Consider the following 25,678-nt stretch of genomic DNA (forward strand, 5'->3'; position numbering starts at 1 on the left):
GATGATTCGGCCACCTGAAACAAAAACACGGGCGAGAGACGATGATTTGGTAACGTCTTGCCCGTGCTCTTGCTGGACCGGGATTGATGAACGACCAACTCTTATTTCGCGCCCAAGATCGGGTGTGCCTCGGTCGTCGCTACGTCCTTCTTTGGTGTGGTGGTTTTCGGAGGGATTCGAAATTCGTTCTCACCCTTCAGTAAGCCAAACGCTTTCAGCAGTTGAAGACTGGGCAGTGCCTGCTCCATCGCGGTCCCGCCATTGGGGTCCATAGCCTCGGGCGAAAGAATCACCGTGTCCGGAACTTTCAGTTTCTTCAAGGCGCTCGTAACCGCCTCCATTTCCTGAACCTGGATTTCTCCCAACCCCCGATCACGATCGGATATGGCGCCGGCAATCTCAATCTGCTGTTCGCGAGCCTTCGCACCAATCTCGGCAGCCAGTTTGTCATTCTCGGCGATTTGCGATTTGATTTCGGCAATCTTTTCCTGTGTTTCCTGAAACTTCTTTTTGACGATCGCAATCAGTGCTTTCGTCTCGGCTTCAACACGCAGCGTCTCTTTGATCGTGAGTTCTTTCTCTTGCGTCGCTTCCGCCTGAATTCGCTTTTCAGCTCGATCCTTCTCCGCAGTCCACTGCTCTTCAGCGATTTCTCTCTCCCCCTGAGCGACTCGTTTAAATCGTTCCTGCACATTCTGAATCGTGGCGGCTTTTGACTGTTCGGCCTGCAAATACAACTGCTTCTTCGCACCAAATTTCTTCACCGTCTCAGCATCGTATTCGGTATCGAGAATCGAAAACTGCAAGACTTTCATTCCGTACTGCTCTAGTGGCGATGGAGACGAGATCACGGCAAGTCCCGTCTTTGGATCGCGCACGATTTCAGCGGCCATGACCGTCTCGGATGCGGTAATCGATCGCTCTTCAAGCACACTGCCAATCGCGGGCCGAGCGGTCGAACCGCTCACCGCAACGACAGGTTTTTCAAGATTCCCCTCGAGCGTGTGTTCATCGCTTTTCTTCATCGCTTGCAGCAGCGAAGAAACACTCGAATTCGTCTTAATTTCGACCGGCTTCATTGCAAACATGCCGTCACGCAACTGCGAATACACCTCGTGCCAGAACTCCCCCTTCCGAGCGGACTGGTTTTCTGTGGAACTCATGATCGGCCCCGTTTGCTGCACGATGTTGCGAACGGCGGAACGAATCGCATTCTGAGCGTTGGCAATGTTACCCGTGAACTGCCGGTGGAACTCACGCTGCTTCTGAACCATGCGTTCCATCAACTCGGAATTGCTTTCATCGTCTTCCGATGGGCAAGGGGTGGTCACCCGCACGACCCACGAAATATCCGCGGTACCGCCGTCATTAAACCAGGCCTTCACCGAATCATCGCCCGGCGATTCTGGACGAGAATCCTTTGTCGCATAGACACTGATCATACGTGGATACGTCGTGATTCGTGCGAAGTATGTCGGATACCAACCCGGTCGATTACGGATTTCGACGCGCCCATTCGGGTACTGCAAAACCTGCCAATGGTCCGCCTGGTTCTTGGAAAAGCAAGTGCCGAATAAAACGAATAGAACCGTCACACCGAATCCCGCCGCAATCACACTTCGGCTCATTAACTTTTTGTTCATGGGAGATCGATCCCTTCTTAAGTGTTTTGATGACTTGAGCGTTGGAGAAGACCGTCATTGGCCTCAGCCATCGGCCGAGTACAAACGTCTCAGCGTCGATGCATCATTCACGCCGGAACTACCGGGCCCGCTCAGTCCCATCCTGTTGTTTCAACTGTTGAAGCATGATCAGGTTCATCAAGGTCTCGGTCGTGGACGATGAGGTCTCTCCAGAGCCGGACTTCTTCTCGCTTAGGATCACCGTCTTTGGCGAAGGAATCTCGGAGATCGATTTCGCAATCGCCATGTTGCGATGCATCCGCATCTCGGCCAGCATCTTTTCACGCTCTGACAACGCACCGCCCTGATCCAGCTTCGCACGTGTCGCTTCGCTTAACGAGATCAGCGACTTCGCTTCCGCTTCGGCGATCTTCACGGCAATTTTTGACGTCTCAAGTTCCGTTGTCACCTGCTTCAGATTTTCGCCAGCAATCGAGACCGCCTGTTCGGCGATCGTGACTTGCTCTCGCTGATTGATTCGCTTCACATCCAGGTCTTTCTGGGCATTGACCAGGATCCCTTTCTTCGTTTTCTGCTGTTCCGCTTCGACGTTCGCGACGGCCAGGCGGCCTTTTTCGACGACTTCCTGCAGCTTTTGATGCTCTTTCTCGACACCGGCCTTCGCTTCCTCAGCGAGTTGGTATGAGTTTCTTTTTGCGTTGATCTGCGACTCGGTGTCTCGGTCATAGACGGTATCCGTCTGGTTGTACTGGACGACCGTGATCCCGTATTCCGCCAAAGGTGACGTGGCCGAAAGAATGGGCTGACCGCTCGCATCTCGTTTGATACGAGTGACGTACTGCACGTCCTGGTCTTCGCCGAATCCGTCAATCTTGTCGCCACGCTCAATCTTCTGTTTGACTCGTTCCATCGAGTACAGCCCTTTGCTCAACTGATCCGAAACGACCTGGTAGAACTCGGCCTTCCGTTGCGATTGGTGTTCCGACCCCGACATCAGCGGGCCCGTATTCTTCAAGCAGTTGATCAGGTGGTGCCCGATCGCCTCTCGAATGGCCGATTCACCGCCTTCACCAAAATGGCGATGCAATGCAATCCGCTTCTCTCGCGTCACGGGCATCTGGAACTTCAGATGATTGGACATGAACCCCCAACCGCCATCATTGAACGTGACGCGAACGGACGTATCGCCTTTCCGCGACGAACCACTGCTGGCATCCCCGGACTTTGAAAGGTATGCGTCCACATAACGGGGATACGTAAAGACCTGGCCGAACGCCTGCACGTGAAACCCCGTGGTATCGACGACGGTGATGTCGCCATCGGGAAACTCCACGATCTGATAGTGCTCTTCATTGTTCCACTGAACAATCAGCGGGGCGCACATCGCACAGACCACAACCCCTAGCGTCGCGGCAAGATAGGGCAGCGATCGATCGAAGGACTGATACAACGACTTCTCTTTGGGTCCACTTTCTTCGAGTGTCATGTTCGTTTCCTCATTAAGCCGACGTGCCCGAGATCACCATTGATTGCGGACAGAATCGTTGCCTGAAATTGCACTGGCGATTGAATCCTTGATGCGGTCGATGCCCGCATGCCGGCGAATCAGGTGTCACCAGAACTTTTCATGTCATGCCGTACATTCATCGCACATCACATTTGCACATCACATCGTTGTGTCAGGTGCGGACGTACGCTCGCATTCAAGAATCAGAGTGATGGCCCTTTACTGACCGCAAAGGACAGGTCGTAAGTCAGCCTTAGAAATTACGCTGAAAAAGCGCTAGCGATCCGCTTCTGACACAATCGATTCGTGTTCAGAGGATTGTCCAAGGGTCGCTTCAATTCTGTGACGCAACAGCGAATCAAGTTTGTCATCCGCCAAATGCCGCTCAAGACGCTGTTTGGCGAGATGGAAATTTCGCAATGCCGTTTCTGCAGTTTCGTCTCCGACGATATCGGCAACGAATGCTTGCAGCGCGTTGCTTCGCCGGAAATAGCGAACAAGCATCATCCAGATCACGAGGATCAAGAGTCCAAACAAAAACATCAGATGAGGTGGAAAGAAACGTGGCACAGCCGCAATCCCGCTTCAAACACAGACATTTCAGGTGTAATCACAAGCAACCTAACGCGAACAATTTCCGTCGGATCAAAAAAATGCGAGATTCATGCAAGATTGCACATAGATAACACTTTCGTAACCTCATGACGTTCGAACAATCAGAATGGGACTGCTCAACAGACTGTTGAAGTCACGGGGACTGGCTCCGACCAGTTTAAAAAGCGCCATGACATCGTGAATGCCGAGGAGCCTGTCCCCCTTACTTCAACAGACTCTTAAGGCCCCGCATGACAGCGTCGATTCTTCAGACCCAACGGGCAACGCGGTGAAGGATTGTCGGCGAATCAGCAGAGCTCGAGCTTGCCTCAGTAATTGATTCAGGCAAGCCGAGACGAGAGCTCATTCCGCAAGTGCAATTTCAACAGCAATGTCGTCACCCTGCTTCGTTTCTCTTTTTCGGCCGTGGTCGTCGATCCCATTCTCGCCAACGCTATGCACGAGAAAGGAACCGCGTTCAGGGTCGCGGGTGTAACGGATCGGCGCACCGGAAAACGGGTCGATTGGAACCTGTGGCAAATTGTCCGGAACGAGAACGCGAAGATCAGTCGGAAATTGGCCATGCATGGCACGGTACTCGACGAGAGCGTAAGCGGTGCATGTGAGCTGATACCGAATCGACGTCAGCACTTGCGATCGTATTATTTGATCACACGCTGGCGATTGTAGATTGGAGCTTATCTTCGCCAGCATTGTCGACATCTGACCGCGCGGATAAATGATCAACGTGCCAAGATCAGCGAGCCGAAGTTTTGTTTCTTGGTCCAACGTCTTTCTGACCATGTCGATCGCACGACGCTGCGATGCCACATCTGGCTCTTTCATCGCCGACACGTACTTACTGAGCCCCTCGTTGACGGTCATCAAAAATGTATTCGGCTGCAAAGAGCGAAACCCCGCTTCGGCGGTCAGAAATTGAACTTGCATGGCATCGAGGATGGCAAATCGCTCTCCATGATTGACGAGTTCAATCGCGGACGGCATCGGCGAGAGTGACATGAGAAACTCGCGATACCGTCGCGACTGTTCCGCCGACAACTGGCCCGACCTGAGGATCACTTCGTCGGAAGCACAAGCGGCGGCAGAGTGTCCGTTCGCCAAAAATTGATGGTTCATCAAGGGATGCTGGGCCAAGAGCCGACTGAGCCGATGCATCGTCTGTGTGGCGAGCAGCGCGTCAGCCACGTTGTGATCCCGAAGGTGCCGTGTCACCAATAGCCTGAGCAATCGAGAAATCGGGCGAGTTGCTTGAGCCAAAGGATTCTGAATATCGATCAACGATCCCTCTTTTGGACGAACGATGGGATCAAAAAAACGATCTTTTCGAACCGCTTCCAGACATCGCTGCAATGCCTCGTCATTCGCAACCAACCATCGTTCCAGTTCGGGGTATTTAGAGGGTGACCAGGGAGTCATCGAAGCATCATCAAGGTCGTCACAGCGTGCGTTCTGTGCGATTGATTCGTATGGCGAAACGTTCTCCCGTGTTCGAAAGTAGGCTCCCTCTCGCGGTAACGGCTCGATTCCAAGCAGTTTGTAGTAGGTCGAGACCTCTGCGTCATCGAAGACGTTGTCGAAGATTTCGGGCCCCAGAATTCGCAACAGCAACACGGCGGCGTTGTCATCAGGGGTCAGGCCAGCGGAACATTCCGCGTTCAGCGCCGCCGCAAAATCCACGCTTCCATCGGAGCGAGCAGGCCCCGAGATCACCGTGGTTCGGGGCCCCGGCCGAATCCAGATCGGCCAAAATTGAACCGCGAACCACACCACAATCAGCAGGGTGGAAATTCGGTTGATCCACGTCTGAATCGGTCGATGTGCCCGTGGAGTGATCATTTTCGCCATCGACTTTCGAAGTAACACACTTGGCAATCCGACGCCAAACGATCGAAATTCATCAAAGGATCATCGAAATCACGTTCAGATTCCCCACTTTTGATCCAATCATGCCTTTCGATTTTTCGCCCGCTGATTTTCGCTCGCCGAGTCGCGGATTCAAATCGGTTGATTATAGTGTTCCGTACGAACGGGTTTCCCTCGGTTCATTGCCTGTTCAAGATCCATGAATACCCGCAGCATGTTGGGCATTCCGTCGCCCGCAATGCTTCCTCGACTCATCCAGGACAGATTGTTTTTCATGACGCAACTCAATCGTTCACGCCGTTCCTTTCTGAAGTCTTCAATCCTCATGGCGAGCGGCTCAGCACTCGCAGCGGGTCTGCGACAAGCGCAGGCGGCCGAGCCGGCAAGCCCCCTCATGGCTTACGTGGGAACATTCAGTTCCCCCTTGCGAGATACATTACCAACGCAAGTCGATCTTCCACCCGGAAACGGCAAAGGGATCCACCTATTCAAGATCGATCGGGAGACTGGAGCGACAACACCTGCCGGACTCTACGAACTCGAAACCAGCCCGAGTTGCCTGGCCGTCAACGCCGCCGGGACGCGAATTTACTCCGCCAACGAGACGGATCGTGTCGGCGAATCCAAGGAAGGAACCGTCAGTGCTTTCTCGGTGAATCGGGCGGACGGGCAACTCACGTTGCTGAATACCGTTCGTTCCGGTGGCGCTGGTCCAACCTATGTCAGCATTCATCCGTCCGGTCGGTATCTGTTTGTTGCCAATTACTTCGGCGGGTCCGTGTCAGTACTGCCGATCCTGGGTGATGGACGGCTCGGTGACGCGACGGACGTGAAACTCGACGCGGGCATGATCGGACCAACCAAAGCCAAGAACGCGCCTCCCGGCAGTTTCGCGTTCAGTGGTCACGATCGTACGCACGCCCACATGATCGAATCTGATCCATCAGGACGATTTGTCCTGCACGTGGATCTGGGAACAGACCAGATCCACGTCTGGAAGTTCGATGGTCAGAAGGGAAAACTGACGCCGAACGATCCCCCTGCCATTTCGCTGCCCCCGGGCGACGGACCGCGACATTTTCATTTCCATCCAAACGAACGATGGTTCTACTCCATTCAGGAAGAAGGCTCGACCGTCGCCCTGTTCGATTACGACGGTACAACAGGTCGCTTGACGCATCGACAGACGCTCTCCAGCCTTCCACCGGGCTTTGCAGGCAGTAATTTCTGCTCAGAAATTCTGGTTTCCGCGGACGGAAAATATGTCTACGCGGGCAATCGGCTTCACGACAGCATCGGCATTTTCTCCGTCGGCACGAACGGCGAATTGGCGTATGTGGGTGAGGAGTGGACTCGAGGAAACTACCCACGCAGCTTCAACTTCGATCCCACCGGACAGTTCCTGTACTGCTGTAATCAACGTGGCGACAATGTCGCCGTCTTTCAGGTAAACCACCAGACCGGCAGCCTGAAGTTCACGGGACACTACGCCGCCGTCGGCAATCCTTCGATTATTGTCTTTCTCGATCTCGCCAAAGTGAAATAAGGTGATCATTGGGCCGGCACGACAGTGCCATTCGTCCCCGATCCCGGTTTCAGATCCGACAATTTGACCGGTCATCGAGCATGGGCCACCCCGGCGGCTCCTGTGATGACCGGTCAGAACTCGCCCAGCTTGTCTCTTCAAGCTCAATTCATCGCGAACCCCACAGTCTGCAATCGAAGTCGGGCCGATCACTTCGTGCCACGAAAAAGGGGCGGCTTTTCGCCCTAGAGATTGCATCAAGAGCTACGCCCGCAGCTCAATCGAGCAATCGAGGACAGAATCGCGATGGCCCGATTCGTGAATGGCATCGACAGCGTGAAATCCGTCACTGCGTGAAAATCACGGGGAATTGCCGCGTCACGGAACATCGATTGCGGCACCGACTCATGTTGGTATCCGCTGGACGATTCACGTCCAGCCCATGACCGCTCGACATTTCTCCTATCAAGGAACAAACCATGAATCGCCTTTTTTTCAAAGTCGGATCGATGGCCCTGCTCGTCACGGGACTGACGGCACTGCCCCAGACCACTCAAGGTCAAGAAACGTCCGTACCAGTTCCAGCACGTGCCAACGAGAACGATCCGAACAGCGAGATCTACCGCGCGTCGGACATAATGGGACTGCCCATCAAGAATGATCAGGACCAGGAAATTGGGAAGATCAAAGATCTGGTCATCAACGGTTCGACGCGGGAAGTCCTGTACGCCGTCGTCGGGATGAATGACGCCAAGGAAAAAGACGCCGTCTATGTGATGCCATGGACGGCGTTCCAACCATCGTTCGGCCAAGGTAACGCGATCCAATACACCGTGCTGACGATTCCGCAGACGGTTTGGATTCAGGCCCCCTTTTGGACATCCTCGCAGTGGCGACAGATGCCCTACGCGCAATGGTCACCTCGAGTCAATCAGTACTACGAGTCACACATTCATACGAACACGGCCAGCAATTCGAAGTCGACAACCGTCCGAACCAATAAACCGGTTCTGAAGCACGATGATGAAGACAAGGCGCATTCATCGCCTGCGAAAGACAAGCCATCCGTGCAACCCTCAAAGAAAGACAATCCTCAACCGAAGAATGAATCAAACAATAAGCCCATTGATCCGCCGAAAACGAACGTCAAGCCAAATCCCAAGCAACCCGTCGACCCCAAAGCCTCTGCGAAGCCGGGAGTAAAAGAGGCGGAAGTGCCTGCGGCCAAGAATCCAAAGCTGCCCGCCCCGAAGAACCCTGATCCTGCTGGCCCCGAAACCGTCAAGCCAGCAGTACCGCGCGAGCCAAAAATCCCCGCTCCAACGCCCAAGTCGTAAGACGACTCAGTGCAACCTCCTGAGTGACGCAAACCGACACGCCCTCACCTTGAGAGGGGCGATTTGTAACCGTTCGCAACCCGAAGAGAGGGTGACAGACACAGTTTTCCGGTTCACTGGAATCTGCAGTGCATCGACTAGAGCAACCCTTCCCTTTACCGCTGGAAAATGAGCCAGTCCCCGGCCTGTGAACGGTTACGGGCGATTCTTCAGAGCGAAGCCACCACTGGCTTCGCTCTTTTTCGTTCGACGATCACTCCGTGCATCGCTCCTGTTACTCTCAGACGTCTCAATTCGAGAATTTTCTCACGCGAGCTTGATTCGATTCTCGAATTGAAACGCATTCCCATTCGAGCGCACCTCCCCTCGCAAACATTTTTGAGATTGGCACATCGATCAGCAGCGATTGTCCATGCCACGTTGGATACCCCTGTTTTTCAGGCCTTTTTCCAGCACACAGCATCGTCCACGGTTCCCGGCAACGCATGATCACACCCGATATTCGGCAGCAAAATTTGGGGGATTTCCGAGAGCGATTTCTCATACGGCTCACTGATTGCTTTTAACACCTTCGCGAACGCAATCAGTGGATTGCCTAGGACAGATCATCTTCTCGAAGGACGCAATCATGGGGTTTACGTTGCAGCGGCTCTCGAACAACGATCCTGTTACCAATCGAACACAATGGGCCGTCGTACTCGATCGCGAACACGTGATGTTTGTCGGTGACTATCAACAGTGCGAAGAGTGGCTCGACTATCACGAGCTACTGGAAACGACGTTTGACTCTCAGTCGCCCAAACCACCCGTGGATCAAGGAACCAAAGCGTTTCGTCGCTTCCGACGACTGGTGCAGGCGATTGCAGATTGGTGTCAGTCCCAAAGACTCCGCCTCGCGATGGAGGACGACTCATCGCTCAGATCCACTTCAGCAGAACCACCGCAAAAGCCCCAACTCCAGGGATTCACGTCGTTGGTTGCGTTTGCCTCGGACGAATCAGGACACGCAGGCGTCGGCGAAAGCGTGGCCGCGACCTTACTGGTCGGCCTGCTTTGGATCGGAACGACTCTGATCACGTTAGTTGTCCCTTGGACCGTCGCCGCGCATTGCAGCTCACTGCTGAAAACGGACGATCCTGGGCGAGCGAACTTCACTCGTGCGGTACGATCGCAACCGGTGTACCAGACCGATTCGATCGACATCGTCTGCGATCTCGCGACGACGGATCACTAGAGAGCATTTCATAACCGCCTCATTGTAATGAGCGCGCAGGCAAGATGAATCCATCCCGTAAATCGAGCCAGTGTGGTTTCGTAGCGGACGACAGTACGACGGAAATTATGGAACCAGCTATGGGTTCGCTCGACTACGAATCGTCGGCGATATCTGCGACAGGCACGCCCGTCTTGAGTGGGCGGCTTCTTACGGCTTTTACGATGCGGGCAAACCAACTCGATGCCGCGTTCGTTCAGTAATCGATTGCGAAGTGGATCACTATCCGCCGCACGGTCATAGATGAGATGTTCGGGGACTTGATGTGGAATCTGAAGCCGATCCAGCGTTGGCTCGATCAACTTCACTTCGTTGTGATTGGCACTGGTCAGATGGACGGCGAGAGGAGTTCCGTTCGAATCGACAACATCGACAATCTTGGTTCCCTTGCCACATTTCGTTTTGCCAACTCCGTCTCCCCCCTTTTGGCTCGTGCGAACCAAGCGTCCGCCGCAGCCTCCGACCAATCGATTTTGCCACGCTCCTGCAATTCGTGCAGGAGTTCGAACCAAAGTCCTTCGAAGATGCCCATTCGAGTCCATTCATCGAAGCGCCGCCAGCACGTGCTCGGGGATGGAAAGCACTTTGGTAACTTTGACCACTGGCAACCTGTAATAAGTACATACAAGATTCCCTCCAAACACGCGCGTGACGAGTGGAAAGGGCGCCCACCGCGAGGTTGCTCCTCGGGGGCGGGAATCAGGTGCGCGATGCGATCCCATTGTGCGTCAGTGAGATACGTATATCCGGCGAGATCAATCTTGCGTGTGACTGGCATGAGCGAAACTCCTTTCGCTCTGACTGGTACGCAGTTTCCTTGCCAATACGCGTTATGAAATGCTCTCTAATCTCGATTGGCGATGGATCGTGGAGAACGTGATCCGATCACGTCTGATCCGATTGACTTTTGAAGGGAGACGAGCGACCGCAGCCCCCATGCGTCGCTCAAGTGTGGCACACGAGACGACAATGACACTGCACAGGCTTCATAACAAAACGACTTCGAAAGCAGCGAGAGCTGCCGCAAGCCCATTAATTGGTTGCGTGCACGAAAGTCAAGTAGAAAGTGCATGCCGCGATTCGTCCCTCGCCGCTCCGTCGACCAGGTCGTCGAATCGAACGTCACGTCGAATTCGAATCACACTCGAACAGGCTCTTTGAAAACGCGAAGGCTCTATTCGTCGTCGTCGATGCCGCGATCAGGCTGTTCGCCTGGCGCGGAACATTCTGAATGACGATCGGATTGGCGATATTTTTTAAGCCAGCGGTAAAGAGTGGCCTTGCTGATTCCCAATTTCTTGGCGGATGCGGATACATTGCCACCCGTCTGCTGCAAGACCGCATAAACCAGATGGTGTGTCCACCGATCGATCTCTTTGGCACCATCGTTCGCTGTCGCCGACTGACATTCTGTGATGCGAGTTCCGATCTGCGACAAGAACGTCGACGTCAAATCAGGGACGCCAATCATGTCATGCTCGGACAGCACGACAAGACTTTCGATCCCCGACTTTAACTGGCGGATATTTCCCGGCCATTGCGCCGCGCGGAATCGCTCACGAACAGCTTCAGCCATTTCGCAATGCCGCCCGTATTTGTTGTTGAATTCTTGAAGGAACAAGTCGATCAAATGGTCAATGTCTGCTACGCGTGCTCGCAACGGCGGGATCTCGACTTGCACAACATTGAGGCGATAGAACAAGTCTTCCCGAAATCGCTTGCTCCGAATCGCCTGCTCCAGATCCCGATTTGTGGCTGCGACGACCCGGACATCGCACGTCAGCACGGTATGAGCACCAACAGGTTGAATTTCACCGTTCTGCAAAAACCTGAGCAGCTTTGCCTGAAGAGACAAATCGGCCTCGGCAATCTCATCCAGAAACAACGTTCCTCCGTCAGCACTGCGACAATACCCGAGCGAGGCATGTGAAGCCCCCGTGAATGCCCCCTTCTGATGACCAAAAAGAACGGTCTCTGCAAGATCCGTAGGAACAGCGGCCAGATTGAGACGAACAAAGGGCATGTGCGAACGAGCACTCTGCTCATGAATCGCCTGCGCAACCAGCTCTTTACCTGTCCCACTTTCCCCAATAATCAAGGCCGTCGCATCGGACATTGCCGTGCGGGCGACGATTCGGGCCACTGACTGCAAGCACCGCGACGTGAGAAGGAGTTCGAATGCCAAATGCTTCCGCGTCGCGATTGCGGCGGATTCCGTTCGGCGCGGTGAATCAATCATTTCCGTCAGTTCCTATCGGCAATCAACAAGCCAAACTCCCTCATTCCTATCAATAGAACATTTAGCTTAGAAACTGCCCTGCCGAAGACATTTTTTGGTAAATCTGTTCTTTATAAAGGAGAATTAACGGTAACGCATCGGATTCACGAAGTGAGGGCCATTCCGTACAGGAGGCAATCCATTCAGCGCAAGCGCCACCAAATGTTCACACTTTGAATGAGTGTGAGACACTCGTCGGGCCCTTTCTTACGACAATCGAGTTCAATCGGGCTCGCACCCAGATGGATGTGGCGAATTGGCAACATGACAGAAGAATCCAATCCGATGAATCTGAGCGGAGCCCATTGCCGTAATTTCATCAGTCGGACTGTCGCCGCTCGGCCTTCGAAGGTTCTCGAGCATCACCCGCAGCCTCGCTGGTCTGCTCGAACCCAATTCAGCAGCGTGTCAAATCAGATTTGACGCGGCACCCGTATCTCTAGCCCTCTGACGGTCGCGTAGCGTGATCATCGAACACGCCCAACTTGGCCGTATGAGTCACATCGACGTTGGCGGCATGCTCCCCGAGGCTAGATTCGTGGCTCAAATTCAGCGAAAATGAAATGGGCTATTCAACACGAAAGAGTCACGGTATACTCCGTGCGTAACCAATTCGCGAAGACGCTCTGTAGAGCTCGTTTCTTCTGTAGCGGTAGACGTGGCAAGTCAATCTCCATGTCCCGCCACTCACCTAACGACCCCAGCAGACTTTCAACGAGGTCGTGTTATTCCGCGAGTCATCATCGCGGATGATCGTGAGATATCAGCCTGTTGAGATCACGGGGACTGGCTCTGTACAGATTCGAAAGCGCCGTGAGATCGTGAGTACCAAGGTGCCTGTCCCCCCTTACTTCAACGAGTGGATAGTTAGGTGACTCCCTGTGCCCTGAACGGCCAGTCTTGGCTGAAAGTCGGCGATAGGTGGAGCGGCGTGAAGAACCGAATAGTTCAATGATGCGATGGATTGTGCCCAAAGTTATCAATCACAAGCTGGACTTGGGCAACCCGCAGTTCCCCTTCCATCGCAACACATTTTCCACGCACAGCACCTCGACTTCGCACCCTGACAATGCATTGACACTTCTTAAACGGAACGAAAACTCGTCTCTATGACACAAATCTACGTAGGGAATCTTCCCTTTACAGTCTCGGAACCCGATCTCATGGGGATGTTTGCACGCTACGGACGCGTCAGTTCGGTCCGAATGGCGACCGACAAATCGACCGGACGTCCCCGAGGTTTCGCGTTTGTCACCATGAATCGTATGGAAGACAGCGACGAAGCCATCGTGCGACTGAACGGATCTCATCTTTCTGGGCGCACCATTGTCGTGAACGAAGCTCGAGCGACTGATGGGCAGCGGTCAAACTCGGACAATCGAATTCAGGCAATGACTCGTTTGAATCTCCTCTAGAGGACCTCCACTCAAAAGCGGTAACGATTCGCAATCACAATCGTGTTGAATGAAAGATGAAATAACGGGGACCGGCTCCAGCGAGTCGTAACACGATAGACAACGTGTCCTGTCGCGGTGCCTGCCCCCCTTATTTCAACGACCGAATCTTCGGTTGAACTGAATCTGGAAGCGTGATGTCGCCGTTGTGGCAACATCGACAAGTAGTGTTCGTCGGGCAGACCGGTTTCTCGGCTTCCGCGGACGATTGGATCGGAGCTGGTCATGTCAACGAAATTGTATGTGGGAAATCTGTCGTACAACGCAACGAATCAAACGCTTGAGCAGATGTTTGCTCAACACGGCGAAGTGCGCTCGGCACAAATCGTCACCGACCGCGATACGGGCCGATCCAAGGGATTTGGCTTTGTCGAAATGGGCGATTCTCGCAGCGCCGAAGCCGCGATCAGCGCGCTGAACGGCCAAGAAGTCGATGGCCGGGCCTTGACGGTCAACGAAGCACGACCACGTGAAGATCGTGGCGGCGGAGGCGGAGGTGGTGGTGGACGTCGTCCTGGTGGATCAGGTGGATACGGCGGCGGCAGCGGTGGGTATGGCGGCGGAGGTGGTGGTGGTGGCGGTCGTCGCTACTAAACCCACATGACAGATCATTGTCGGGCCAATCATTGATCAATCGTCGAACCGCCGGTTTCTGATAAACCGGCGGTTCCGAAGATCTGCAGGGCGCACGGATCACGGATCACCGAACGTCGAGATCAAATACGCTTTTCTCATCTGGCATCGGTGTCGTACAGACGCCATTCGCGAATTCGAATGCATTCGCCTGCTGCGGGTAAGCCAACTTCAATCCGCTCTCTTTGTCAGCACTTCTCTGATTTTCGCTGCCAGCGATGTCATCGAGTAAGGTTTCTGCAAAAAGTTGACATGCTCGTTCTGAATCCCATGCCGGATCACGGCGTCGTCGGTATATCCAGACACGTACAGCACGCCCATTTGTGGATGCATCGCCTGCAACAATTCGGCCAAAATCCGACCGCCAACACCCGGCATGACGACATCCGTAATCAAAAGATGCACCGGGTTTTGATGCTGTGTCACGACACGTAGTGCTTCATCGGCATGCCTTGCTTCAAGAACCGTATAGCCTCGAGCCTGCAACGAGACTCTCGTCAGAGTCCGCACGGCATCATCGTCTTCCGCCACCAGAAGGGTTTCATTGCCGCTGGATGCGAACTCATGATTGACCTGTTCGACGGGCGTAGGCGACGCGGTTACCTCAGTGGGCAGGAAGATCCTGAACGTCGTTCCCGCGCCGACTTCGCTTTGAACGTCGATCATGCCACCGCACTGCTGCAGAATCCCATGAACCATCGGAAGGCCAAGTCCGGTCCCCTTCCCCTGTTCTTTTGTCGTAAAAAACGGTTCGAACAAGCGACTCTTCACGTCTTCAGAGATGCCCGATCCCGTATCCGTCACGGTCAGCATGACATAGTGGCCAGTACGGTCGCACTTGAGGGATTGAAAGCGAGCGTCTTCCAGGTTGACATCGCTTGTCATCACGGTGATTTTGCCACCGCAGGGCATTGCATCACGCGCATTGATGACGAGATTTAATAGGACTTGCTGCAACTGACCTGGATCAATTTTCACGTGACCTGCGATCGGTGAGAGAAAAGAATAGAGTTGCACATCCTCACCGACGATGTGCCGCAGCATATTCTCGGTTTCACGGACACAGACATTCAAATCAAGAACCTGCGGCGCGAACGCCTGTTTGCGACTGAACGCAAGAAGCTGACGAGTCATTCCCGCAGTCCGATCCGCGGCCAGATGCATCGCCTCAACGATCCTTCGTTTGGAATCTTCAGGCCGGATCAACGTGAGCAACAAATCAGTGGCACCGTGAATGAGCGTAAGCAGATTACTGAAGTCATGCGCAATCCCACCCGCCAATTGTCCGATCGCATCAATTTTCTGAACATGACGAACTTGTTCTTCCAGCGATCGCCGTTCGGTGACATCCGTCTGGACTCCGACAAAGTTCACCAACTGTTGGTTCTCGTCAAAGACCGCCGACAGTGCCAGATGGTTCCAGAACGACTTGCCATTTTTGCGATAGTTCACCAGCTCAACCGTGCAGCCCTGTCCCGCATGCACGGCCTCACGAATCCGAGCGACGGCAGCCGGATCAGTCAGCTCGCCCTGCAGCATTCGACAATTCTTACCGACTAATTCTTTGGCCGTGTACCCTGTCAGCCTTTCAAAACCGGGGCTCGCATAGATGATCGGATTATCATTTCTGCGGGGATCTGTGATGACGATGCCTTGTGACGCGGCGCGAATTGCCCGGTCGCGAAGCAAAAGCGCCTCCTCGTCACGCTTGCGATTGCTCTCTTCCCAAAGTTTATCGAGCGCGAACGAAACACTTGGTGTAATCTCGCTGATCGTGGTGACCAGATCGTCCGTGAAGAAACCGGGAGTGTCCGCATAGATCGTCAGCACAGCTGCAACCTGGTCATGTTCCTTGAGCGGAAATGCGGCCGACGCTCGAAAGCCCACCTGTCTGGCTCGTTCGTGCCAGGGCGCGGTCATGGACGACGCCAGGAAATCATTCACCACATAACAACGTCCGTTGACTGCCGCACGTCCTGTCGGACCGTGCGACCTGATGTCATCGTCACTCAAGGTAATGACGAGTTCGTCTAGATACCCGCCATCTTCACCGGCCATCGCGATTTTCCTGACCAGCCCACCGTCGGGGATTCCAACCCAGGCACATCGAAAACATCCCGTCTGAACGGCAATCTGACAGATTTCTTGAAACAGCTCCTCACGTGATCGGCATCGGCTTACAGCGTGATTCGTCCTGGAAAGCATCGCATAAAGATTATTGCGAACGCGCAAGCTCTCTTCAGTTCGTTTCTGATCGGTGATGTCCGTGACAACCACTCCGATTCCAATGATTTCCGAATGACGTCGAACGGGATAGAAGCTCATTGACCAATTGCGCAACTCGTGGCTGGTCGACGAAATCACGCCGCGAATGTCGTAGTTGACAATCGTTTCACCAGCCAACGCTCGAAAATAAAGCGGCTCGAGTGTCGGCCAAAGCGATGGCATAATTTCGGACACCCGCCGGCCAACCAAGAATGACACGGACCGTCCATTGATGGCGGCAAACGCGTCGTTGATACGAACATACCGAAAATCTCGATCAACAAACGAGAAACCCACTGGCGCGTTTTGAAACAGCGTTTCCAGTACGGAGAGTTGACTGTCGATTTCGATCAGACTGTCGAACATACAATGACATTCCTCTAACTGACAAACCTGGCTCCGGCGGAGTTGCACCGCTTACGGAATCCAGCGAACAGATCCAGGCGACAATCAAAACCGCAAAGAAGCCGGTTCCAGGCGCCATGGAAAAGCAGAGCTTCAGACGGGGCGACGTTGAGAACCTTCATCCCCGACAGACTGGCCGCGACGCCAGCACAATGCTCAGATGCCTAGGAGAACATGTCTCAGAACCAAAGCATCGGACGAACATCCTGCGGCGGTGCCAATAGGCAGCAGCCATCGCTCGAAAGTTGCGGAATTCTTGTGGAGTGTCCTGTGAATGTCAAGAACATTTGTTCAGACACTTCAGCGGCACGCGCGACGATCCCCTCCATTTGACAGCACTACACAGATCTTGTCTTATCGCATTCATAAAAAAGAACTTAGGACGGATCACCCGCGTCATCAAGCGAACTTTACTCAGGTTTTACCACCTGAAGAGAACCCATGATCTCAGGGTTTTCCTGAGGCGTCTTGAAAGCGAACGAATGAGTCGATGCGATCGGAATTTGAACCATTTGCATGCAGAAAACGTCGGCGACGGATCGTTTGAACGAACTGCGCACGTTGAACATAGCCATTTTCGCTCGCACGCTTGATCCGCTCACCTCATTTCCGCCGCCCCGGGCATACCAAGAGGCGAGTGGATTGGCACAAGCGCCAGGTTGTTCGTCTAATGGATTCCGCCGACGCACAGAATTCGCCGACGCAGAATCAATTTATTCGCGGGTGTTGGTTGGCTCGTCGGAGTGGTACAGCCGGGTATTTGATTGACCAGAAGCAATCCGATTCAGAGGGGCCCAATCGATGCATGCAACCCTGGAGCAGCTACCTCCTTCACTAACAGCACTGTGTTTCGCCGCCGCCACGATCGTAGGATGGCGCATTGGCTGGTGGTCAGGCAGACGAGTGCTGACCGATCTTGGCGAGGACCCTGGAAACAAATTTACGGACTCCAGTCTGGCGCTTCTGGGACTGCTGCTGGGCTTCACCTTTTCCATGTCACTATCCCGGCACGACCAGCGCCGGCTGATGGTCGTCACCGAGAGCAACGCGATTGGCGACTTCTACACCTGCGCAAGCTTGCTGACAGACCCAGGCCGAACCGCACTGCAGACAGTCATTCGCGATTACGCCAAAGCAAAGCTCGCCGTCACACACGGTCCCATTTCCAAAACCGAACTCGATCTGGCAATCACACATTTTACCGAACTGCAGGGGCGAATGACGGAACTTGTCCGCAACGCCATTTCAGAAGGAACCCCCATCGTTGTCCCGCTGACAAACACCTTGAATGATGTTTCGAGCAGCGGTGCCGCCCGACTCGCCGCGTATCACGATCGACTTCCTGCAATTATCGTATTGTTGCTGTTCATGACGTCTGTCGTACCGGCCTTCTTGATGGGACAGCAACAGGGCGCGTTACCGAAGGTTCATATCACCGGAACATTGAGTTTCGTGTTTCTGGTCACGGCCGTAACTTATGTCACGCTCGATTTGAATCAGCCAGGCAAAGGCTCGATCCGAGTCAGTCAGGAACCCATGGAGCGTTTGATCGCATCCATCTCCCAATAAGGGAGCCCCCCGGAATCGCCCTTGAGTCGCATTGTTCTTATCTGATGGCCAACCGGGCAATTCTGCCTGGCACCACTCTGATGGCACAGGCAATCAAGCTCAAGCCATCAGAATTCGCGTCCGCGAAGTCGCCGATGTCAGAACCGCATCAGGTGCGCATCAATGACTGCGCGTCCGAATCACGAGTGAGTGGGATCGCGATCACTCATAGTCTTGTTCCGGTTCCGCCCACACTCGGGCGTCTCCATCGTCGTCAATTTCGACGTGAATTGTGCTGGACCGACAGCAGACAGGACAATCTTCGACGTACGTTTGATGGGCGCCTTCGGTCAAATCGAGCGGAATGACGATTTCCTCGCCACATGCGTCGCAAACGTAACTGGCATCCTTTTGCGACGGCGCATTTTGCGTTCGCGTCGATTTCGCAGGCCGCGTAGCGCCATCACCCAGCCACGGCAGACGCTCACCCGCCCCCAAAAGTTCGCACGCCCACAGCATCACGGACAGCGGCGATTCATCCGCGAGACGATGATCACAACCAACTTCAATCAGCGCCTCGGCTGGCAGCCCGCTTTTCTCAATCAACTCTTCACTTTCGCGAAATGGCACCACATCATCTTTACGGCTGTGCAAAATAATGGAGTTCGACTTGAGCGTCCTGGCGGCTCCCCATCTCTTCCACGCGGGACACAAGAGCACCAGAGGCGTATCCCCCGATGCAATGTTGATCGCCACGGCACCACCCCGAGACGATCCAACCACGACGCGCGGCTGATGTTTCTCAAACTCAACCTGCGCCTGCAACACCGCTGCATCGAAATCGTCATCGTCGAGAGCTGGCACAATCACTTCGTGTCCATGCTGAGCCAGATACGTGGGCTTGACACCACCAGGCACCGAGTGCCATCCATGCAAGAAGAGAACTTTCATCAAATCACCGCAACCAATGTAGGCGAAGAACTGAATGGAACACCACGTTCGCGATTTCGTCGTTTCGAGTTGGGTCGACGCATGAGTTCAACGCTGAAAAATGGGTAACAGTTGATAGGGCGGCGTCAACGCAAGGATCGCCAGCGAGGACGAATAGGCATTTCCATAACGATCGGTGTCTCCGAATTCACGATCCCATCCCCCATCAGCACGCTGGTGCTTGGCCAGTGTCGCAAGCACGGGTGGATAATAGCGGTTCCAGTAGCGGCCGCCGAGCTGAAACATGGCCTGGCTGCAATAGTAGGCACTATAGAAATACCGATCATGTCCGCTTCGAGATCGATTGAATTGCTCGAAGGATTGCTCAAGCAGCCAATCACCGGCATCCCGAGCCATTTCCGTTTCGTATTCGCCGGCGAGCGACAGTGCCAGAATTCCACAGCCAGTCAGTCCGCGACTAAACGTTTGCTGATCACGATAAGAAAAGGTATGCCCCTTTGCATCGTAACAGGATTTGACATAGCGCATCGCATCCAGTGCACAGTCGGCGGGCACATCAAATCCCGCGTTCTTGGCAGAGCGAAAGAATAGCAAATGGCAGGACGTGATCGGCAGATCCAAGCCCGGGTGGCTGCGTGAAGGAATCAAATAGTCGAATCCCCCCGTCACTTTACCCAACACGCTCGTTTGGGATTGCCGGGCCTGAGAGAACGCCAATCCTTTGACAATCGCTTTCCGCACGGATTCGTTCTGAAAGCTGCCCGTCGTGCCGTAAAGTTCGCTCAACATCAATCCGCAGATCCCGTGATTGTACATGGCGACATGCGAAACACCGTGCGACGTCAGCGTGGCTTCGACTGGCTGATTCGTGAATAAACCATCCTGGCGCTGAACCGAAAGGATGTACTCGACGGCCAACTGCAAATGCCGACCGTAAGGCCCCTCGTTCGGAAGATGGCCGCGCGACAAAAATGCCAAGATGCACAGACCGGTAACACCGGGCTTCGCATGCGGCAATGTCGGGAACGAACCGTCGGCTTCTTGCTGCGTTGCCAGATACTTCAGGCCGTTGTCGACGGTCAGATCGAGCTGCGTCCACTGCGGTGGGGACAATACGCGTCCTGAAGTCTCACTGCGGGCGCGACGAAGAAACTCCACAGCGCGAGGCTCTTCTGACCTCGCCTGTCCTGCCATGACGCACCACAGGATGATTAAGGCCACCATTCGAAAATCGGATCTTGGCCCGACGAATGATGCACTCGCGCCGTCATGCGATTGTCGTTCCACGAATGGTGTCGTTTCGACTAACTGATCCGTGATCATTTTCATGATGTGCCCATTCCGTTTCGCAGATCGGTCGGAGCGATGATACTCCATCAACTTTCCGCCACAAAGAACGTTCTACGATCACACGACATTTCGCTTTGGCCGAATTTTACCAATCCAACATTCTCATGGCGGACTAGCGGTTTTGTCATCGCGGTCGCCGCACGCATTTCGGCACTTGCTGCATTATTTTCCTTGGGATAACCTGCCTCCATCGGTTTGGTATCTACAGAACGAACTGTGTCACTCCGCCGAATCCATCAGAATTTCTTCCGCGGCTTCGAGATATCCCCAACCCTCGTTCCGTTTTTGAATGAATCACACTAACGCATGTTGAAAGCCTGATTGCGCTATGCATTCCGCGACGCTCGTTGTTGAACACTACTTGTCGGGATGCCGCGTCGACACGTTTCTGGCCAAGCATTTTCGTAGCTACACCCCCTGGCGAATGCATCGGATGGTGCGGGCCGGCCTGGTAACCGTCGAGGGATCCGTTGCCGCCCCCGATCGGCGCGTGTTTACTGACGAATCCGTGTCGATCCAACTGCTTGAACCGCCCGACAATTTGATGCCGGCCGAGGAGATCACGTTTGGAATCGTGTTCGAAGACCAGTGGCTACTGATTGTCAATAAGCCTGCAGGACTGATTATCCATCCAACGGGTCAGAATCCATCAGGAACCTTAACCAACGCCGTTCAGTTCTATCTTGACCAGAAATCGTCGTTTCCTGGTGAATTCAAGCCGGGAATCGTCCACCGCCTGGATCGTGACACGAGTGGCGTGGTGGCTCTCGCCAAGGATCATCTCTCCCATCGATTGCTTTCGATGCAGTTCCAACGCGAACGCATCTCAAAATCGTATTTCGCTCTCGTGGATGGCGTCGTGAAGTCGGACTCGGGGACAATTGATCTGCCAATTGGCCGTGCCTGCAGCGGGGCAAGTGCCCTGATGACCTGCCAGGCAGACGCGGTCGACGCGAAGGCTTCGAAAACCAACTACGAAGTCGTCGAGCGATTTCCGCGTCACACTCTGGTCAAGGCGAAACCACGAACAGGGCGCCTCCATCAAATTCGGGTTCATTTCTCAACCATTGGGCACCCCGTGGTCGGAGATGATTTTTACGGACTGCTGGGGGAACTGAAACCGGACCGAGACCGGTCACTGGTGGGAACGGAAGCAGCCCCGCCGATTTCACCGTTTATTGGACGGCAGGCCTTGCATGCGGCAGAAATCTCATTTGCCCATCCGATGACCTCGGAATGGCACACCTTTTCTGCGCCACTGCCAGCGGACATGGAACAGGCTATTGAACTCGTCAGAGCACTTTGAACCGACGGGACGCCGGACACGCAAATCAACCGGCTGGCAACTTGAAATTGCGATTCGCCTTTCTGAAGCACGGCCATTTCGGTCATTTTTTTAATGATGCGAAGAGAAAGCGGGAGTTTTTTCAAGACCATACGCGTCTTGATGGAAGTCATTTCTCCAGGACCCCTTGAAATCGCCAAACTGACGGTTTTAACAAGTTTTCGAAATCGGTAGCCTCGACATTAACCCCCTCATCTGCTGAACTTACCTTGCCGACTGGGCTTTCCCGGTCTGCGACACCGCGTGGGACGTTGCGGTGTCTGGATTCCCAAAGGATGGCTTATGAATCGACATCACTCAATCGCTCGCGCGGCGATCCTGTGTATTGCTCTCTTGATTGCGGTACCCGCCAGCGGTCAGCCGCCCAAAAACAAGGCCGGTGACAAAGAGAAACCGCCCGAACGGTTGATCTATCTGCCCTACAAGAACCTGAAAACGCTCTTTGAAAAGCCCGATGGTTCTGTGCTCGTCCCCTATGCCGACTACCTCAAATTGTGGGAAAAGGCGATTGAGAATGGGCCAGCACGTCCCAAACGTGCGCCCGTCGACGGCGTCATCTCATCGGCAACCTACACCGCAAAAGTGGAAAAGGATGTCGTCCAGATTTCGGCGACGCTGAACGTCCAGGTCTTGGAGAATGGCTGGGCCGAAATCCCCCTGCGATTTGGCGATGCCGCCATTGGAAAGCTGACTTCGGATACCGGAAAAGCACTGCTGCGAGGAACAGGCACCGGCACGTATTCGCTGTTGCTCCCACAACAAGGCGAGCACACAGTCCAATTGGAGCTGACCGCCCGAGTGCGAATTGCCCCCGAAGGAAAGAGCCTGGATCTCGAACTGCCATCTGTCGGAATTACGAATTTTGAGTTTTTGGTACCGGAAGCCGATCAGACGATTGAGCTGCAGCCGAAACTCGTCGTGCAGCCAGCCGAAGTCACCGGAAAACAGTCACGCATCAAAGCGAGCCTGGGGGCGACCGACAAAGTTTCTGTCCGCTGGCATCCACGCGTCGGGACCAAACCCGATATGGAGTTGCTGGCGAGCGTTACGTCGCAAACTCTGGTTACCGTTGAAGACGGCCTGATTCACACTGATGCTTGGCTGAACTACGACGTCTTGCGTGGCCAACTTGAAAAAATCAAACTCGTCGTCCCCAAGGAACACCGGATTCTGGACATCGCGTCCAACGCCAAGGTCAAAGCATGGCATGCGGTCGAGGAAGACCAGCGTCAGATCGTCAGTGTCGAACTGCTCGGTCGCGTTGAGGGTCACTTGAGCTTGGAAGTTCACACCGAACGCGCAGCGCCATCGGACGCGTTTGACGTGATCGGAATCAACGCCGACGGCGCATCAGGGATTCACGCAATGGACGTATTGCGAGAAAGCGGCACCATCGGGATCAAGGGCGGCAACGATGTGACGCTGACCGTTGACGAGCAACGCGGATTGCTGCGCATTGACGAGAACGAAATCGACGCCAAGCTGAAACGGCCTGGAGCCATCTATTTCAAGTACTACAGCCCCGCCGTCAATTTGCGCCTGACATCCAAGCCTGTCCAGCCGCGTCTGGTCGTCCAGAATTCATCGGTCCTGATCTTCCGAGACGAGCAACTGCGTCTTCGATCCAATGTCAACGTGAACGTCGACAAAGCAGGCGTGTTCGATCTGCAGTTCAAACTTCCGGAAGATCTGACAATCGAATCTGTGACGGGTGAGGGTATCAAGCAGTTCGATGTCTCGGCCGACAAGACAATGCTAACGGTCAGCTTGCGCGAAAAGACTCTAGGCACGGTTCACCTGACGATCACCGCCGCACGGACACTCGATCCTGCCGCCGAGAAATCAGATCAACGATTGCCGCTGCTCGAACCGTTGAATGCGGAGTTTGAAAACGGCAAGGTTCAGGTCTATGCACCTGAAGGCATCGAGGTCATTACAGACATTGAGAAACTTGTCGCCGTCCAGCCAGATCCCGCACCACAGGCTGAGATGATCGCCAACGCGCGTCTGGTCTCGTCCTGGGTTTATAACCGTCGCCCCGTTGAAATCCCGGTCCGAACGTCGCGCAAGGCGACCCGACTCACGGCAATGGTAGGGACGACAGCCGATGTCAAGCAGGGCCAAACTCAGGTCAAAACGGACTTGAACTATTTCATCGAATACGCGCCGCTCGACACCTTCCGTTTTGCGGTCCCGGAATCGCTCGCCGACCGGATTCAGATCACGTCGAAAGGCGACAGTGCCGCGCCGGGTATCAAGCAGAAAAGCCGCGCGACCACCGCCGTCGACGGCTGGGTTTCCTGGACCGTCGTCCTTCAGCGAGAAGTGATCGGTTCGCACGCATTCGAAATCACCTACGATCTGGTACCCACTGCAAGCGCAGACGCGAAAAGTGAAACAACGTCGGTTGACGTCGTTCGAGTTCTCGATCCCTTCGAGAAGAGTGATGCGGCACAGGGGCAACGCGAAGTCTCTGTCGCACGCGTCATTGGCGAACTGACCGTCTCGAAAGAGCGAGCACTTTCCGTGTCTGCAACCGTGAGCGGTGGCGACGCCGAAACAATCGACGTTCGCGAATTGCAGTTCCTTCCGCACGATGGATTTGTTGCCTTCCGATACTTCAAACAGCCAACGAAGCTGGAACTCTCTTCCAACAAGCACGACATTCAGTCGATGGTTGAAACGGTTGTCAGCAAGGCATTGGTCGAGATGGTTCTTGATCGAGCCGGCGTTTCGACGACACGCTGTCGGTACGTGCTGAAATCGAGCGAACGCCAGCGACTGCGCGTCGACCTGCCTGCCAATGTCGAAGTCCTGGGAGTGCTCGTCGATCGAAAACCCGTGGCACTCGAGAAATCGGGAGCGGCCGCCGACAAAGGTTGGGATTCCTTCTTTGTCAGTGTTGCGCGGACCAAGCCGTCCGATGAACCGTTCACCCTGTCCATCCTGTTTCGCCACGTGCTCAATCCAGTCCCATTTCAAAACGCGGGAGGCAGTCTGGCTCTCCGACTTCCGATTGTGGGCTCCGGAACCGGTGTCGCGGTTCAGCAAATGTATGCCAAGATCTGGGTACCGCCCGACTACTCGCTGGTCGGGGCTCCGAAAAACTTCAGTGTGCAAACACGTTCGCGATTGCGAGAACGGATGTTTGGCTCCTCAAGTCCTTCGTTTGGTGAGCCCAATCTCGATCAATGGATTGGCTACGACACCGGGGGCGTCTTCGAATTTCCCACCGAAGGCAAATGGTTCCAGTACATGAATCTGGGTGGCAGCAAACAGCTCGATGTCGCCTGGTGGCATCTTCCGTTCTACACCTGGATCGTCAGCGGTGCGTTTGTCTTGATGGGATTTGTCTTAAGAAAAACGTCGATTGAGAACAAGCTGACGCTAGTTGTCGTCGCTCTGTTCATCGCGTCGGCCTATGCACTTCGAAACTTTGACTTCGCACTCCATGGACTGCAAGTGGCCTCGTATGGCGTGGCAGCGATGATCGCAATCTGGTTGATTCATGATGTCTCTGTCTCAAACTGTTGCAAGGCCGCTGCCTCGGATCGTTTGATTCCTCCACCAGCGTCTCCCGAGCAGACACCCCCGGTCGAAACACCTCCTGCTGCGGATCAGTAAACGCGCGGACCGCGTGCGGATTCCCCCGCGTTCCCGTCAGAAATCAATCCTCGTTCACGAGG

17 protein-coding genes and 1 pseudogene are annotated in these 25,678 nt (G+C 54.4%); 8 read left to right on the forward strand and 10 right to left on the reverse strand.

Annotated elements, in window-relative coordinates; all coding sequences use genetic code 11:
* Positions 1 to 101: 101 nt before the first annotated feature.
* The 4 genes from OSO_RS0110805 to OSO_RS0110820 all read right to left on the reverse strand — a co-directional run bounded on the left by OSO_RS0110805 (position 102) and on the right by OSO_RS0110820 (position 5,610).
* Positions 102 to 1,643, reverse strand: a complete 1,542-nt coding sequence (locus OSO_RS0110805) for an SPFH domain-containing protein (protein ID WP_010583375.1) — start codon at positions 1,641 to 1,643, stop codon at positions 102 to 104.
* A 118-nt stretch (positions 1,644 to 1,761) separates the two neighbouring features.
* The gene (locus OSO_RS0110810; RefSeq protein ID WP_010583376.1) at positions 1,762 to 3,129 is read right to left on the reverse strand and encodes a hypothetical protein; all 1,368 of its coding nucleotides are present in this window, start codon (positions 3,127 to 3,129) and stop codon (positions 1,762 to 1,764) included.
* Between the two features lie 297 nt (positions 3,130 to 3,426).
* Positions 3,427 to 3,720 carry a hypothetical protein gene (locus OSO_RS0110815; RefSeq protein WP_010583377.1) on the reverse strand — a complete coding sequence of 98 codons (294 nt, stop codon included), beginning with the start codon at positions 3,718 to 3,720 and terminating at the stop codon, positions 3,427 to 3,429.
* Positions 3,721 to 4,107: 387 nt separating this feature from the next.
* A complete protein-coding gene (locus OSO_RS0110820; protein WP_010583378.1) occupies positions 4,108 to 5,610 on the reverse strand; it encodes a hypothetical protein in 1,503 nt (500 codons plus the stop codon).
* A gap of 292 nt (positions 5,611 to 5,902) precedes the next feature.
* Here OSO_RS0110820 and OSO_RS0110830 point away from each other — a divergent pair, with 292 nt between their 5' ends.
* From OSO_RS0110830 to OSO_RS0110850, 3 genes are all read left to right on the forward strand, one after another.
* On the forward strand, positions 5,903 to 7,174 hold the full coding sequence (locus tag OSO_RS0110830; protein WP_029246879.1) for a lactonase family protein: 1,272 nt from the start codon (positions 5,903 to 5,905) through the stop codon (positions 7,172 to 7,174).
* A gap of 458 nt (positions 7,175 to 7,632) precedes the next feature.
* Positions 7,633 to 8,490: a PRC-barrel domain-containing protein gene (locus OSO_RS0110840; RefSeq protein WP_010583382.1), complete on the forward strand. Its 858-nt coding sequence runs from the start codon at positions 7,633 to 7,635 to the stop codon at positions 8,488 to 8,490.
* 628 nt (positions 8,491 to 9,118) lie between these two features.
* Entirely contained in the window at positions 9,119 to 9,724 is a 606-nt protein-coding gene (locus tag OSO_RS0110850; RefSeq protein WP_010583384.1) for a hypothetical protein, read from the forward strand.
* A gap of 8 nt (positions 9,725 to 9,732) precedes the next feature.
* Here the strand turns inward: OSO_RS0110850 and OSO_RS49830 are convergent, their stop codons facing one another.
* From OSO_RS49830 to OSO_RS43030, 3 genes and pseudogenes are all read right to left on the reverse strand, one after another.
* Positions 9,733 to 10,275: an IS5 family transposase gene (locus OSO_RS49830; protein WP_237729250.1), complete on the reverse strand. Its 543-nt coding sequence runs from the start codon at positions 10,273 to 10,275 to the stop codon at positions 9,733 to 9,735.
* 59 nt (positions 10,276 to 10,334) lie between these two features.
* Positions 10,335 to 10,541, reverse strand: a pseudogene (locus OSO_RS52585) (transposase); the annotation flags it as partial.
* Between the two features lie 396 nt (positions 10,542 to 10,937).
* Complete coding sequence (locus OSO_RS43030; protein ID WP_010583386.1) at positions 10,938 to 12,002, reverse strand: sigma-54 interaction domain-containing protein; 1,065 nt, start codon at positions 12,000 to 12,002, stop codon at positions 10,938 to 10,940.
* A gap of 1,148 nt (positions 12,003 to 13,150) precedes the next feature.
* Here OSO_RS43030 and OSO_RS43035 point away from each other — a divergent pair.
* Complete coding sequence (locus tag OSO_RS43035; RefSeq protein WP_010583387.1) at positions 13,151 to 13,456, forward strand: RNA recognition motif domain-containing protein; 306 nt, start codon at positions 13,151 to 13,153, stop codon at positions 13,454 to 13,456.
* Positions 13,457 to 13,720: 264 nt separating this feature from the next.
* Positions 13,721 to 14,089 (forward strand): RNA-binding regulator, encoded by a 369-nt coding sequence (locus tag OSO_RS0110885; protein ID WP_010583389.1) that lies wholly within the window; start codon positions 13,721 to 13,723, stop codon positions 14,087 to 14,089.
* A 210-nt stretch (positions 14,090 to 14,299) separates the two neighbouring features.
* On the opposite strand, the gene OSO_RS47800 is transcribed toward OSO_RS0110885, so the two are convergent.
* Entirely contained in the window at positions 14,300 to 16,759 is a 2,460-nt protein-coding gene (locus OSO_RS47800; RefSeq protein ID WP_010583390.1) for a GAF domain-containing hybrid sensor histidine kinase/response regulator, read from the reverse strand.
* Positions 16,760 to 17,599: 840 nt separating this feature from the next.
* On the opposite strand from OSO_RS47800, the gene OSO_RS0110915 reads away from it, so the two are divergent.
* Positions 17,600 to 18,367 carry a bestrophin-like domain gene (locus OSO_RS0110915; protein ID WP_029246881.1) on the forward strand — a complete coding sequence of 256 codons (768 nt, stop codon included), beginning with the start codon at positions 17,600 to 17,602 and terminating at the stop codon, positions 18,365 to 18,367.
* Between the two features lie 201 nt (positions 18,368 to 18,568).
* Here OSO_RS0110915 and OSO_RS51925 read toward each other — a convergent pair whose 3' ends face one another.
* Both OSO_RS51925 and OSO_RS0110935 read right to left on the reverse strand, forming a co-directional pair.
* A complete protein-coding gene (locus OSO_RS51925; protein ID WP_237729273.1) occupies positions 18,569 to 19,297 on the reverse strand; it encodes a zinc ribbon domain-containing protein in 729 nt (242 codons plus the stop codon).
* Between the two features lie 87 nt (positions 19,298 to 19,384).
* Positions 19,385 to 20,626 (reverse strand): prenyltransferase/squalene oxidase repeat-containing protein, encoded by a 1,242-nt coding sequence (locus OSO_RS0110935; protein WP_157605144.1) that lies wholly within the window; start codon positions 20,624 to 20,626, stop codon positions 19,385 to 19,387.
* A gap of 349 nt (positions 20,627 to 20,975) precedes the next feature.
* Between OSO_RS0110935 and OSO_RS0110945 the strand changes: the two genes are divergently transcribed.
* Both OSO_RS0110945 and OSO_RS0110950 read left to right on the forward strand, forming a co-directional pair.
* Positions 20,976 to 21,953: an RluA family pseudouridine synthase gene (locus OSO_RS0110945; RefSeq protein WP_010583394.1), complete on the forward strand. Its 978-nt coding sequence runs from the start codon at positions 20,976 to 20,978 to the stop codon at positions 21,951 to 21,953.
* A gap of 321 nt (positions 21,954 to 22,274) precedes the next feature.
* Entirely contained in the window at positions 22,275 to 25,616 is a 3,342-nt protein-coding gene (locus OSO_RS0110950) for a hypothetical protein (protein ID WP_010583395.1), read from the forward strand.
* Positions 25,617 to 25,678 lie beyond the last annotated feature (62 nt).

The organism is Schlesneria paludicola DSM 18645 (genome assembly GCF_000255655.1).
Lineage (GTDB): Bacteria > Planctomycetota > Planctomycetia > Planctomycetales > Planctomycetaceae > Schlesneria > Schlesneria paludicola.